At 70.5% G+C, this 12246-nt stretch carries 13 protein-coding genes; 9 read left to right on the top strand and 4 right to left on the bottom strand.

What is annotated here, in order from left to right; translation table 11 throughout:
- Positions 1–7: 7 nt before the first annotated feature.
- The 3 genes from OCEPR_RS12100 to OCEPR_RS00395 all read right to left on the bottom strand — a co-directional run bounded on the left by OCEPR_RS12100 (position 8) and on the right by OCEPR_RS00395 (position 3125).
- Positions 8–715, bottom strand: a complete 708-nt coding sequence (locus OCEPR_RS12100; RefSeq protein ID WP_013456721.1) for a DUF4405 domain-containing protein — start codon at positions 713–715, stop codon at positions 8–10.
- Positions 716–783: 68 nt separating this feature from the next.
- Positions 784–1455 (bottom strand): phosphoribosyltransferase, encoded by a 672-nt coding sequence (locus OCEPR_RS00400; RefSeq protein ID WP_013456720.1) that lies wholly within the window; start codon positions 1453–1455, stop codon positions 784–786.
- Positions 1456–1523: 68 nt separating this feature from the next.
- Positions 1524–3125, bottom strand: coding sequence for a 30S ribosomal protein S1 (locus OCEPR_RS00395; protein ID WP_049773558.1), 1602 nt, complete (start codon positions 3123–3125; stop codon positions 1524–1526).
- Positions 3126–3532: 407 nt separating this feature from the next.
- Here OCEPR_RS00395 and OCEPR_RS00390 point away from each other — a divergent pair, with 407 nt between their 5' ends.
- The 3 genes from OCEPR_RS00390 (at position 3533) to OCEPR_RS00385 (ending at position 5668) form a co-directional block, all read left to right on the top strand.
- On the top strand, positions 3533–4966 hold the full coding sequence (locus OCEPR_RS00390) for an FGGY family carbohydrate kinase (RefSeq protein WP_013456718.1): 1434 nt from the start codon (positions 3533–3535) through the stop codon (positions 4964–4966).
- 73 nt (positions 4967–5039) lie between these two features.
- Positions 5040–5198 (top strand): hypothetical protein, encoded by a 159-nt coding sequence (locus OCEPR_RS12945; protein ID WP_013456717.1) that lies wholly within the window; start codon positions 5040–5042, stop codon positions 5196–5198.
- A 98-nt stretch (positions 5199–5296) separates the two neighbouring features.
- Positions 5297–5668 carry a HepT-like ribonuclease domain-containing protein gene (locus tag OCEPR_RS00385; RefSeq protein WP_013456716.1) on the top strand — a complete coding sequence of 124 codons (372 nt, stop codon included), beginning with the start codon at positions 5297–5299 and terminating at the stop codon, positions 5666–5668.
- Here OCEPR_RS00385 and OCEPR_RS00380 read toward each other — a convergent pair.
- The gene (locus OCEPR_RS00380) at positions 5646–5828 is read right to left on the bottom strand and encodes a hypothetical protein (protein WP_013456715.1); all 183 of its coding nucleotides are present in this window, start codon (positions 5826–5828) and stop codon (positions 5646–5648) included. The genes OCEPR_RS00385 and OCEPR_RS00380 overlap by 23 nt on opposite strands.
- A gap of 106 nt (positions 5829–5934) precedes the next feature.
- On the opposite strand from OCEPR_RS00380, the gene OCEPR_RS00375 reads away from it, so the two are divergent.
- The 6 genes from OCEPR_RS00375 (at position 5935) to OCEPR_RS00350 (ending at position 12200) form a co-directional block, all read left to right on the top strand.
- Positions 5935–6771: a DeoR/GlpR family DNA-binding transcription regulator gene (locus tag OCEPR_RS00375; RefSeq protein WP_013456714.1), complete on the top strand. Its 837-nt coding sequence runs from the start codon at positions 5935–5937 to the stop codon at positions 6769–6771.
- A 29-nt stretch (positions 6772–6800) separates the two neighbouring features.
- Positions 6801–8105, top strand: a complete 1305-nt coding sequence (locus OCEPR_RS00370; protein WP_013456713.1) for an ABC transporter substrate-binding protein — start codon at positions 6801–6803, stop codon at positions 8103–8105.
- 55 nt (positions 8106–8160) lie between these two features.
- The gene (locus OCEPR_RS00365) at positions 8161–9054 is read left to right on the top strand and encodes a carbohydrate ABC transporter permease (protein ID WP_013456712.1); all 894 of its coding nucleotides are present in this window, start codon (positions 8161–8163) and stop codon (positions 9052–9054) included.
- Positions 9055–9064: 10 nt separating this feature from the next.
- Entirely contained in the window at positions 9065–9892 is an 828-nt protein-coding gene (locus tag OCEPR_RS12705; RefSeq protein WP_013456711.1) for a carbohydrate ABC transporter permease, read from the top strand.
- A complete protein-coding gene (locus tag OCEPR_RS12700) occupies positions 9893–10687 on the top strand; it encodes an HAD-IIA family hydrolase (RefSeq protein ID WP_013456710.1) in 795 nt (264 codons plus the stop codon).
- Positions 10688–10973: 286 nt separating this feature from the next.
- A complete protein-coding gene (locus OCEPR_RS00350) occupies positions 10974–12200 on the top strand; it encodes a hypothetical protein (RefSeq protein WP_013456709.1) in 1227 nt (408 codons plus the stop codon).
- Positions 12201–12246: the final 46 nt, after the last annotated feature.

The following is a 12246-nucleotide window of genomic DNA, read 5'->3' as shown; positions in this document are numbered from 1 at the left end:
CGGGACGTCAGTCGCCCTCGCCGACGGGCTCGCCGCGCACGATCGCCGCCAGGTCGCCGGGGGCGACGCCCGTGCGGCCGCTCAGGGCGAGCAGGTTGTCCGCGGGCTGCGCGCCCACCCCCGCCTGCGCCAGACGCCGCAGCGCCGCCTCCAGGGGCACCCCCTCCTGCGCCGCCAGGTCGGCCACGCTCAGCCGGCCGTAACCGCCCGACCCGGCGCCTTCGGCTTCGGCGTGGGCCTCCTCCGCGCTCACCACGGTGAAGCCCCGCTCGGCGCCCCAACGCTCCCAGACCGCGTTCATCCCCTCGCTCCAGGCCATCACCTGGCGCACCGGCGTCCACCCGTAGACCGCGGCCAGGGTGACGAGCAGCAGGACCAGGGTCGCCCCGGCGGCCTCGCGGCGCACCCGGGCGGCCGCGGCCGCCCGGCGCCGCAGGTAGGCGAGGATCGAGCGAAGGTTGTACTTCAGGTGCAGCCCCACGAGCGCCAGGAAGACGAAGCCGAAGACGGTGTGCAGCGCCTCCCACTGCTCCTTCGCCAGCCACAGGAGCCGCCAGTCCACGGTCTTGGCCACCCGCCCCGAGGGGGCCAGGTAGAGCACCACCCCCGAGACCGCCAGCCAAGTGGCCGCGCCCAGGAGCACCAGGGTGACCCAGGCCCGCCACTGAAACGCCCGCCTGCGCGCCGCCGGTCCCCGCCTCGCTGCCGTTTGCATGGGTCGCCTCCTTCGCCCGCAGGCTAGGCCGGCGGCTGTGAACGAACGGGGAAGGCCCGGTGAACGTTCTAGGAACGCAGCAGGGCCGCTACCTCTTCGGTGCTCAGGTCGCGCCAGTTCCGGTAGGCGTCGGCGACGGCGAAGGGCGGCCCGGAGCGCAGGTTGGCGACCCAGACCCGGTCGGCCTCCGCGGCCACGCGCCGGGCCGCCTCCCCGGAGGCCGTGGGGACGGCCACCTCCACCCGCTCCGCCCCGCGGGCGCGCGCCTCGCGCACGGCCACGAGCATCGACGCGCCCGAGGCGAGGCCGTCGTCGGTGAGCAGGACCGGGCGTCCGGCGAGCCGCGGCGGCGGCCGGTCGCCCCGCAGCCGGCGGACGCGCTCGGCCAGGGCCCGCCGCTCCCGGAGCACCACGGCCCGCACGACGTCCTCGCCCAGGAACCGGGCCGCCTCGGGGTCCACGAGCAGCGCGCCGCCCTCGCCCACCGCGCCGAAGCCGGCCTCGGGGTTGTCGGGGAAGTGCAGCTTGCGCACGAAGATCAGGTCCAGGGGGAGCTCCAGGCCGCGGGCCAGCTCGAGCCCCACGGGCACGCCCCCGGCGGGCACGGCCAGCACGATCCCGCGCTCGGCGCCCTTCCACTCGGGCTCGAGCCAGCGCGCCAGCACCCGCCCGGCGTCCGCCCGGTCCTCGAAGACCCGGGTCCGCCCCTGCAGCTCGGGCAGCGTGCGCACCTCGCCCATGGCTCCAGCTTCAGGATAGAACGAAGAAAAGCCCCCGCGCGCGGCGGGGGCTCGGGTTCGGGAGGGGCTCAGCCTTCGCTCTCGCCCGCCGGCTCCGCCGGCGCTTCCTCCTCGAGGCCCAGGTCGGCGAGGAGGTCGCCGTAGAGGTCGCCCAGCTTGACGCTGGTGTTGCTCTCGCCGCCGACGAAGGAGCCCAGGTCGGCCCCCTGCGCGGTGGCGATGCCGGGCAGCTCGCGCTCGCGGCGCGGACCGCGGGGACCGCCGCGCTTGGGCCCGCCCTTGGCCTTCTTCTGGCGGGGACGGCGCTTCTTCTCCTGCTCCTCGTCTTCGGTGGGCACCGGGGGCGGCAGCAGGCGCTTGCGCGAGAGCGAGACGCGCTGGTCGGTGGCGTCGATGTTGAGGACGACCACCTCCAGCTCCTCGCCCTTCTTGAACTTCTCGGCGGGGTTGTCGATGTGCTCGTAGTCGAGCTCGGAGATGTGGACCAGGCCCTCGATGCCGTCCTCGATCTCGACGAAGACGCCGAAGTCGGTCACGCCGGTGATCTTGCCCTTGACCACGGTGCCCGGGGGGTACTTCTCGGGCAGCTCCTTCCAGGGGTCGGGCAGGGTCTGGCGCAGGCCCAGGCTGAGGCGGCGCTGCTCGGGGTCGATGCGCAGCACCACGGCCTCGACCTCCTCGCCCTCCTTGAGGACCTCGGAGGGGTGGCGCGGCCGCTTGGTCCAGCTCATCTCGGTGATGTGGATCAGGCCCTCGAGCCCCGGCTCGATCTCGACGAAGGCCCCGAAGGGGGTGAGGCCCACGACCTTGCCCTTGATGCGCTGGCCCACCTCGTACTTCTCGGCGGCGGTCTGCCAGGGGTCGGGGGTGAGCGCCTTGATGCTCAGGTTGACGCGCTCGCGCTCCTTGTCGACCGAGAGCACCTTGGCCTTGACCTCGTCGCCCACCTTGACGACCTCGCGGGGGTGCTCGAAACGGCCCCAGGAGAGCTCGCTGCGGTGGATCAGGCCGTCGATCGCGCCCAGGTTGACGAAGGCGCCGAAGTCGGTCACCTCGACGACCTTCCCCTCCACCTCGGCGCCGGGCTCGAGGCCTTCCAGCACCTCGGCGCGCTTCTTCTTCTGGTCCTCCTCGAGCAGCACCCGTCGCGAGAGGATGACCCGGCCCTTCTTGCGGTTGATCTCGGTGATCTTGACGGGGATCGTCTGCCCCACGAACTCGTCGAGCTCGGCCACCCGCTTGATGTCGACCTGCGACGCGGGAATGAAGGCGCGCACGCCCTCCAGGTAGGCCACCAGGCCGCCGCGCACCTTCTCGCGCACGGTCACCTCGACGGGTTCGCCCTTCTCGGCCAGCTCCACGATCTTGCGCCAGGCCTTGTCGGCCTCGGCGCGCTTCTTGGAGAGGATGATGACGTTATTGGGAAGGTCGACGCGCACCACGTAGACCTCGACCTCGTCCCCGGGCTTGAGCATCTTCTTGAGCTCTTCCTCGGAGAGGGGTTCTTCGGTCAGCTGGTTGAACGGGATGATGCCTTCGACCTTTGCGCCTACGTCGACCGCCACCCCTTCGCTGCCCACGAAGACGACGCGGCCCGTCAGCACCTGGCCGCGGCGCACCTTGGCGCCCAGCCGGCTCTCGGCCTCCTGGAGCGCTTGCTCCATCGTCATCTCGGCCGCAGGTTCGGGCGCCGGCTCGGCCGCGGGGGCCTCGGGCGCGGGCGCGGCTTCGGCAGGCTCGGCCGCGGCCGCTTCCGCCTCGGGAGCCTTCGCCTCGGCCTCGCGGACCTGGGCTTCGGGGGCTTGGGTTTCGGGGGTTTCGGTTCCGGCCTCCGCCGGGGTCTTGGGTTCCTTGTCTTCCATCCGCCTGTATCCTCCTGTGCGCCGCCCGGAGGCGGCCGCGTCGCGTCAAGTCCCCCAGAGGGTGCTCCCCCTTTAGCGCACGGCGCTTGGATTTGGTGAACCCGGGGTCTTGGGCGACGCTTGGCCCCTGTGGGGCATACCAACCCTTTATAGCACATCCCGGCCGGGAGGGCCACTCCCGCCCGGGGGTTGTAGGCTGGGTCCGAGGAGCGCGCATGCACAGGCCCGAGACCGAGACCGCCTTCCTGGTCGTCGACCAGGGCGGGCACGCCAGCCGCGCCATCGTCTTCGACGCCCGCGGACGGCCGCTCGCCGCGGCGGCGCGCGCGATCCGCGCCCGCCGGCCCGACGAGCTGCGGGCCGAGTACGACGGCGCGGCGCTCTGGGCGCAGGTCGCCGCGGCGGTGCGCGAAGCGCTCGCCGCCGCTCCCGGCCCGCTCGCCGCGGCCGGCCTGGCCACCCAGCGCTCGAACGTGGCCTGCTGGGACCGGCACAGCGGCGAACCGCTGGGCCCGGTGATCAGCTGGCAGGACCGCCGTGCCTGGCGCGCGGTGGAGGCGCTGCGCGCGCGCGAGGCCTGGATCCACGAGCGCACCGGCCTCTTCCTGACGCCCCACTACGGCGCCAGCAAGCTGCGCTGGTGCCTGGAACGCCTGCCCGAGGTGCGCCGGGCTCACGAGGAGGGCCGGCTGGGCTTCGGGCCCATGGCCGCCTGGCTCGCGGGGCGGCTGGCGGGCGGGGCGGCCCGCGCCGCCGACGTGGTGAACGCCAGCCGCACCCAGCTTGTGGCCCTGGAAACGCGCGACTGGGACGAGGAGCTTTTGCGCCTCTTCGGCGTGCCGCGGGACCCGCTGCCGCCGGTGGTGCCCAACGCCTGGGGCTACGGATCGCTGGAGGCCGCGCCGGAGGTGCCGCTGGCGCTCGTCACCGGCGATCAGAACGCCGCCCTCTTCGCCTACGGCGAGCTGGACGAGGCCACGGCCTACGTCAACGCCGGCACCGGCACCTTCGTGCTGCGGACCACCGGCAGCCGGCGGGTGCGGGCCGGGCGGCTGCTCTCCGGGGTGCTGCACGAAGGCGGGGGGCGGGTGGAGTACGTGCTCGAGGGCACGGTCAACGGCGCCGGCTCGGCGCTGGCCTGGTTCGAGCGAACCTACGGGGTGGAGGACCTGACGGGCCGGCTGGAGGGCTGGCTGGCGCAGGTGCCGGTGAGCCCGCTCGTCTTCCTGAACGGCGTTTCCGGGCTGGGGTCGCCCTTCTGGCGGGCGCGCTTCCCGGTGCGCTTCGAGGGGGAGGGCGGCCTGGCCGAGAAGGCGGCGGCCGTGGTGGAGAGCATCGTCTTCATGCTGGCCGTCAACCTGGAGGAGCAGGCCCGCTACCTGCCCGCGCCGCGGCGCGTCCGCCTTACCGGCGGCTTGGCGAACCTGGACGGGCTGGCCCAAAGGCTCGCCGACCTGACGGGGCTCGTGGTGGAGCGGCCCCCGGAGCTCGAGGCGACGGCCCGGGGGGCGGCCTTCCTGCTCGCCGGCCGGCCGGCGGACTGGGAACCGGGCGGCGCGCCCGACGTCTTCGAGCCGCGCGCGAACCCGGGGCTCGAGGCGAACTACGCCCGCTGGCGGGCGGCGGTGGAACGGGAGCTGGGGCGCTGAGGGCGGCGGCCGCGACCGGCCGGCGGCTCTGGACTGCTTTGCGTAGATTGCGTCGTTTGCGCGGAACGAAGCCGTGGACCTGCTCTACACCCCCGAGGAGATCGCCCGGGCGCTCCAGGCGGGCCCCGAGGCCGTGCGCCTCCGGCTGCGCCGCGGCGAGGCGGGGCCCGCCGGCGGCGTGGGCCTGCGGGTGGCGCTCGAGCGCCCCCTGGGGTGGGGCTGGTGGACGTGAATCCTACCTGGAGGAGGCGCTGGGCTGACCCGTGGACCCGACCATCCAGGGTACGCTGCGCAGGACCCTGCGGCGCGGGGTCGAGGAGGCCCTGGTTCGTGTCCAGGCGGGACCCCCGGCTCTTCCTCGCCGGCATCCTCGAGGCCATCGAAAAGGTCGAGCGCTACACGCGCGGCCTTGCCCGCGAGGAGTTGTGGAACGACGACCTCGTGGCCGGCGCGGTGGTGCGCAACCCGGAAATCGTCGGCGAGGCCGCCCGTCACGTTCCCGAGGGCCTGCGCGCGGCCCACCCCGAGATCGACCGGCGGCGGGTGGTGGGGCTAGGTAACGTCGTGGGGCACGAACGCTTCGCCGTCGACCTGGACGTGGTCCATGGGCACCTTCCCCAGCTGAAACGGGCGGCGCGGGCCATGCTCGAAGCCGGCCCGCAGAGCCGGCCCCTGCGGCTCAGGCGCGCGAGCGGTAGATGAGGGAAAGCAGGCCGTAGGAGACCGCGAACCCCACCAGGAAGCCCAGCAGCAGCGCCGGGGCGGTGAGGGGGTCTTCGCCCCCGCGGAGCGCGAAGAAGGTGCCCACCGTGCCGCCGGCGGCGCCGAAGAGCGCGACCGTGGCCCGCTGTTTCGCGTTCATGCCCTCCAGTTTACCGCGTCCCGCCCCAGCCGGGTTTTGTAGGTCCTCCAGACGGGGCGGCGGCGCGGTGCTAGAATGCAAAGGAAGAAAAACGAAAGAGGTTGCCATGAACCGCAAACGGAAGCGGGTCTCCCCGCTCACCGAGCAGCGCCGGCGCCTGATCCTGGAGCGGGTGCGGGCGTGGGGTGAGGTGCGCACCTCGGAGCTCGCGGGGCTGTTCGGCGTCTCGGCGATGACGATCCGCAACGACCTGAACGCCCTCAGCGAGGCCGGGGCGCTCAAGCGCACCCACGGCGGCGCCGTCTCCAACGAACCGATCGCCCGCGAGCCCTCGTACAAAGACAAGGAAACGCAACGCAGCGCCGAGAAGGCGCGGATCGGCCGGGCGGCCGCGGCGGAGCTGGAGGAGGGCGCGGTGGTCTTCGTCGGCAACGGGACGACGACGATGCAGCTCGTGCGCCACCTGCCCCGCTTCGAGCGGCTGGCCGTCTTCACCAACGCCCTCAACCACGCGGGGGCGCTGCTGGAACGCCCGGGGGTGAGCGTCTACGTGGTGGGGGGGTACCTGCGCGGCGTCTCCTACGGCATGGTGGGCGGCCTGGCGCGGCGGGCGCTCGAGGGCGTCTTCTTCGACGCCGCCTTCGTGGGGGTGAACGGCGTCTCGCTCGAGCACGGCTTCACTCTGCCCTCGCTGGAGGAGGCCGAGGTGATGGCCGAGGTGGTGCGCCGCGCCCGCCGCACCTTGGTGCTGGCCGACCACAGCAAGTTCGGCGTCGTCACCCACGCGCGCGTCGCCGACCTGGGCGGCGTGGACGCGGTGATCACCGACCGGCCGCCGCCCGCCGAGTTCGTGAGCGCGTTCGGCGAGCTGGACGTGCGCCTCACGGTAGCGGAAGGGGGTGAGAGCGAAGGCGAAGGAACGTGGCTCGAGGACACGGCCTGACCGGCTAAAGGAAAGGGGAGGTGCAGTTCATGAAACAAGGCATGCGATTCGGCCTGGCGGCCCTGCTGGCGCTTTCGCTCTTCGGCACGGCCCTGGCCAAGAAGGTGGAGATCACCTGGTGGCACGCGATGAGCGGCTCGCGGCTGAAGGTGGTCGAGGCGATCGTCGACGAATTCAACGCCACCCATCCGGACATTCAGCTGAACGCCCTCTACACCGGCAAGTACGCCGAGACCCTGACCAAGTACGTGGCCGCCTACCGCACCGGCACCGCGCCCAACCTCGTCCAGGTCTACGAGGTGGGCACGCAGACGATGCTCGACAGCGGCGCGATCGTGCCCGTGTACAAGATTCCGGGCATGCTCGGCGAGGAGTGGGACTGGGCCCAGTACGTGATCCCGATCACCAACTACTACTCCACCGACGGCAACCTCTGGTCCATGCCCTTCAACTCCTCCACCGCGATGCTCTACTACAACAAGGACCTCTTCAAGAAGGCGGGGCTTGACCCCAACAAGCCCCCGCGGACCTGGAAGGAGGTCGAGGAGTACGGCAAGAAGCTGGTGGAGAGCGGCGTGGTGGACCACGCGCTCTCGTTCGGCTGGCCCGGCTGGGTCTTCGAGCAGATGTTCGCCTACCACAACCAGCTCTTCGCCGACCACGAGAACGGCCGCAAGGGGCGCGCCGAGAAGGTGCTCTTCAACGGGCCCTTCGGGCAGATGGTGCTCGAGACCTGGACCCGGCTGGCGAAGGAAAAGGTCTTCCTCTACGGCGGGCCCGAGTACTCGGCCAACACCGCCTTCGTGGGCGGCCAGATCGCCATGCTGATCCAGTCGACCTCGTCGCTGGCGGGCATCACCAAGGGCGCCGACTTCCAGGTGGGCACCACCTTCCTGCCCCGCTTCGAGGGCTACCCGCGCGGCAACTCGGTGATCGGCGGCGGCAGCCTCTGGGTCACCAAGGGGCAGAGCAAGGAGGAGCTGGCGGCGGTCTGGGAGTTCCTCAAGTTCCTGGCCCGCGAGGACGTGGCCGTGCAGTGGCACAAGGGCACGGGCTACTTCCCCACCGTGAACAACGCGGTGCAGGCGCTCCTCAATGAGGGCTGGTTCAGCAAGGACCAGAACTACCTCACCGCCTTCCTGCAGATCCTCTCGGGCCGCCGCGACACCCCGGCGGCCACCGGCGTGCGCCTGGGGCCCTTCGTGCAGATCCGCGAGCTCGAGCGGGCGGCCATCGAGAAGGCCGTCTCCGGCAAGCTGACCCCCAAGCAGGCCCTCGACGAAGCCGCGGCCAAGGCCAACCAGCTGCTGGCGCAGTACAACAAGCTGCACTAGCCCGCCCCGGAGCGCGGGGGCGGCCGCCCCCGCGCTCCCTCCCAAGGAGCCGCCCATGATCGAGGAACGCTTTCCCGGTCACCCCTACCTGCCCTACCTGCTCGTCCTCCCCTCGCTCGCGGTCATCGTCGTCTTCCTGATCTACCCCTTCGCCCAGAGCGTTTGGGGCTCGTTCTTCATCACCTCGTTCTTCGGCGACAAGAAGCTGTTCGTGGGGCTCGAGAACTACCTCGAGCTCTTCCGTTCCCCCGACTACCTGCAAAGCGTGGTGGTGACCCTCTACTTCTCGGCCTTCGTGGTCGTCCTGGGCCTCGCGGCTTCCTTGGGCATCGCGCTGCTGCTCAACCAGCGCATCGGCGGTCTGGGCATCTACCAGATCGCCCTGGTCTGGACCTACTCGATCTCGCCCGCGGTGGCGGGGGTCATCTGGGCGCTCCTCTTCGCCCCGGCCACGGGGCTGATTCCCTGGCTCGTGGGGCTGGTGGCGCCCGGCTACACCCTCAACTGGATGACCAACGGCAGCCTGGCCCTGCTGGTGGTCTCGCTCGCGGCCACCTGGAAGATGCTCGGCTACAACATCGTCTTCTTCCTCGCCGGACTGCAGAACATCCCCGAAGAGCTCATCGACGCCGCGCGGGTGGACGGCGCCGGCCCCTGGCTCAGCTTCCGCTACATCACCCTGCCGATGTTGAGCCCCACGACGACCTTTCTGCTCTTCATGAACATGCTCTACGCCTTCTTCCAGGTCTTCGGGCTGATCGACATCATGACCCAGGGCGGCCCCGGCGACGCCACCAACCTGCTCGTTTACAACCTCTACCGCGACGCCTTCATCCACCTGAATTCGGGCCGCGCCAACGCCCAGTCGGTGATTATCTTTGTCGTCATCGCCGTCGCCGCCATGGTGCAGCTGCGCGCCGCCACCAAGAAGGCGGTCTACGCCCGCTAGGGAGGACGCCATGAGCCGCCACGCCCGCCTGAGCCTGCTCACCCACGCCGCGCTGATCGCGCTGGTGGTCGTGCTCGCCTTTCCGGTCTACTACGCGCTGGTCACGAGCACCCTCAGCTTCCGCGAGGCCTACCAGTACCCGCCGCGGCTGCTGCCCGGCACCGAGTTCCTGAGCAACCTGCACGAAGCCTGGGTGCGCGCCAACTTCGGCCGGCTCTTCTTCAACAGCACCGTGATCTCGTTGGTGGTGGCCTTCGTGAAGATCGTGCTCTCGCTGCTGGCCGCCTTCGCCTACACCCACTTCCGCTTCCGCGGCGCGGGCTTCCTCTTCGCGCTCAGCATGATCACCCAGATGCTGCCGCTGCCCGTGCGCATCCTGCCCACCTACGAGCTGATGGACGCCTTCCACTGGATCGACACCTACTACGCCCTCACCGTGCCCTTCTTCGCCAGCACCACCGGCATCCTGCTCTTCCGCCAGTTCTTCCTCACCGTCCCGCGCGAGCTCTCCGACGCCGCGCGGGTGGACGGCGCCGGGCCGATGCGCTACTTCTGGCAGATCCTGGTGCCGCTTTCCCGCACCAACATCGCCGCCTTATTCGTGATCGAGTTCATCTTCATGTGGAGCCAGTACCTCTGGCCGCTGATCGTGACCAACTCGGCCGACATGCGGGTGGTCCAGATCGGGCTGAAGATGCTGATCGCCAGCGAGCAGATCGCCCCGGAGTGGAACGTGATCATGGCCGGAACGGTGATCGCCATGGTGCCGCCCTTGGTGGTGCTGATCGCGCTGCGCAAGAGCTTCGCCCAGGGCATCGCCATGCAGTCGGAGAAATAGATGGGCATCCAGGGCTACCTCCTCGACCTCGACGGCACCGTCTACCTGGGCGAGCGGCTGATCCCGGGGGCCGACCGGGCCATCGCCGAGCTGCGCCGGCGGGGGCGGAGGATCGTCTTCCTCTCGAACAAGCCGCTGCACTCGCGCGCCGACTACGCCGAGAAGCTGACCCGGCTGGGCGTGCGGGCGAGCGAGGACGACGTGATCCACTCCTCCTACGTGATGGCGCGCTACCTGGCGCGCGAGCGGCCGGGGGCGCGCGTCTACGCCATCGGCGAGCCGCCGCTGCTCGCCGAGCTGGAGGCCGCGGGGCTCGAGCTTTCAGGCGACCCCGAACGCATCGAGTTCGTGGTGGCCGCCTTCGACCGCACCTGCACCTGGGACAAGCTCAACACCGCCTTCCAGGCCATCCGCCGGGGGGCGCGCTTCGTGGCCACCAACCCCGACCCCACCTGCCCGGTCGAGGGGGGCGAGATCCCCGACGCCGCAGCCGTGATCGCCGCGCTCGAGGCGACGACGGGGAAGAAGGTGGAGGCGGTGGTGGGCAAGCCCTCGCCCCACACCGTGCGGGCGGCGCTCGAGCGCCTGGAGCTGCCGGCCGACCGGGTAGCCATGGTGGGCGACCGCCTGGGCACGGACATCCTGATGGCCCGCCGCGCGGGGCTCGTGGGCATCCTCACCCTCAGCGGCGTCACCCGGCCCGAGGAGCTCGACTGGGCCGACGTGAAGCCGGATTACGTGATCGCGAGCCTGGCCGAGCTGCCGGATCTGGACGCGCGGCTCGCCCGGGACTAGCCGGCCATAGGCATGAGCGCTATCGGCTCAGGTTTTTGAGCGTACCAATTCCATAAATTACTCTTTTCTGGCGGATCCTCCGCCCGGACCTGGTAGGGCCGTCGTTATCGGCCGGGATGTCCGGCGCGTTGTAATCTGATTTACACTTTACCCCACAAAAGAAACTTCGGTCACAGAATTTTCCCATGCTTCGATTTCCGGGCCGGTTCGTCTCATGCCCCTCAGGTGCATATATCACAAGATCACACTATCGGTACGTATACATTGGGAACCTGGAGGTAGGGATATGAGAAAAGCAGCAGCGTTGTTGGCCCTCGGCTTAGGCTTCTTGCTCGCCGCCTGCAGTGGCGGGGGCGCCCCCGGAAACGGCGGCAACGGCGGGGGCGGCGACGTCACCGTGACGGTAACCGCCACGGGCGCAAGCGCCGCCGCCTACCGCGCTGGCGGCGGGAGCTGGCAGGTGCCGTCCGACCCCACGAGCTTCACCTTCACGGTCACGGCGGGCGGCGCCTACGACGTGGTCGTGCGTTGCGGGGACAACGTGAGCGTACTCAGCCTGACCACCGACGACCTGAACGCGCTCGACGCCTCGTGCAGCGCGGCCCCGCCCGCCACGATCTCCTTCAATGTCAGCTACGACGCTTCCGGCGTCACGGGCGCGGCCGTCGTCGAGATCGTCCACAAGGCTTCGGGGTTCGGGGGCCAGGTCAGCAACAACCTGACCGGGACCTTCAGCGTCAGCGACGGGGTCGAGGGGCAGCAGGACCTCGTGATCCTGGTTTACGACAGCAACATCCCGCCCAATCTGCTCGCGGCCAAAATGTACACGGTTACGGCGACCGACGGGGCCGCTTTCGACTTCACCGGGGCCGGGGACGCCATCACCGACAGCGACGCCCCGACCATGGCCAACCTGCCGGATTTCAGCGCCCAGGTGCCCGCCGGCTGGGCCGGCCTCTGGCGCGTTACGGCGGTCACGCCCAACGGCACCCTGGTCAGCCCCTACGGGGCGATCCCCACCAGCAGCGGCGGCCCCTACCCGGAGCTCGGCTTCGCCGACCGCAACGTCTTCATGGTCGCCGCAGAGAACCCGCCCTATGGAATCGGAAGCTTTTTCGTCCGGGCTTCCGGTGCGCCGACGATCTCCCTGCCCGCCCCCATCGACCCCAGCGTCAGCGGCTCGCCGGTGAGCGTCGCGAACCTCACCGTCGGCGCGAACCTGCTGGCCTACACCATCAACGTCGAATGGGGCACGGCCGTCGTCGTGAACGTGGTGATCAGCAAGGCCTATCTGGGCAGCGCCACCGGGTACTCCTTGCCCGACCTGACCGCGTTGAGCGGCTTCGCGGACACGCTGCCCGCGATCGGCGACACCGTGAACGTCACGGTGACCGCCGTGGAGTCCAACCGCACGATCGCGGAGCTGGCGAACCTCGGGGACACGGGCATGTTCTTCCTCCCCGACGGCAGCGACCTCATGATCTCCGAGAAGACCGTCAGCTACGGCCTTTGAACCACTCCCACGCGAAAGGGGCCCGCTGCAGCGGGCCCCTTTCGCT

Source organism: Oceanithermus profundus DSM 14977, assembly GCF_000183745.1.
In the GTDB taxonomy this organism is placed as follows: domain Bacteria; phylum Deinococcota; class Deinococci; order Deinococcales; family Marinithermaceae; genus Oceanithermus; species Oceanithermus profundus.
This window is presented reverse-complemented; position numbering and strand designations above follow the sequence as displayed.

What these genes read in the sequence shown, in the direction of transcription:
- OCEPR_RS12100 (WP_013456721.1), bottom strand. Translation starts at nt 715, where the DNA reads ATGCAAACGGCAGCGAGGCGGGGACCGGCGGCGCGCAGGCGGGCGTTT.
- OCEPR_RS00380 (WP_013456715.1), bottom strand. Translation starts at nt 5,828, where the DNA reads ATGAACGCGAAACAGCGGGCCACGGTCGCGCTCTTCGGCGCCGCCGGC.
- OCEPR_RS00395 (WP_049773558.1), bottom strand. Translation starts at nt 3,125, where the DNA reads ATGACGATGGAGCAAGCGCTCCAGGAGGCCGAGAGCCGGCTGGGCGCC.
- OCEPR_RS00400 (WP_013456720.1), bottom strand. Translation starts at nt 1,455, where the DNA reads ATGGGCGAGGTGCGCACGCTGCCCGAGCTGCAGGGGCGGACCCGGGTC.
- OCEPR_RS12705 (WP_013456711.1), top strand. Translation starts at nt 9,065, where the DNA reads ATGAGCCGCCACGCCCGCCTGAGCCTGCTCACCCACGCCGCGCTGATC.
- OCEPR_RS00370 (WP_013456713.1), top strand. Translation starts at nt 6,801, where the DNA reads ATGAAACAAGGCATGCGATTCGGCCTGGCGGCCCTGCTGGCGCTTTCG.
- OCEPR_RS00390 (WP_013456718.1), top strand. Translation starts at nt 3,533, where the DNA reads ATGCACAGGCCCGAGACCGAGACCGCCTTCCTGGTCGTCGACCAGGGC.
- OCEPR_RS00350 (WP_013456709.1), top strand. Translation starts at nt 10,974, where the DNA reads ATGAGAAAAGCAGCAGCGTTGTTGGCCCTCGGCTTAGGCTTCTTGCTC.
- OCEPR_RS12700 (WP_013456710.1), top strand. Translation starts at nt 9,893, where the DNA reads ATGGGCATCCAGGGCTACCTCCTCGACCTCGACGGCACCGTCTACCTG.
- OCEPR_RS00375 (WP_013456714.1), top strand. Translation starts at nt 5,935, where the DNA reads ATGAACCGCAAACGGAAGCGGGTCTCCCCGCTCACCGAGCAGCGCCGG.
- OCEPR_RS00365 (WP_013456712.1), top strand. Translation starts at nt 8,161, where the DNA reads ATGATCGAGGAACGCTTTCCCGGTCACCCCTACCTGCCCTACCTGCTC.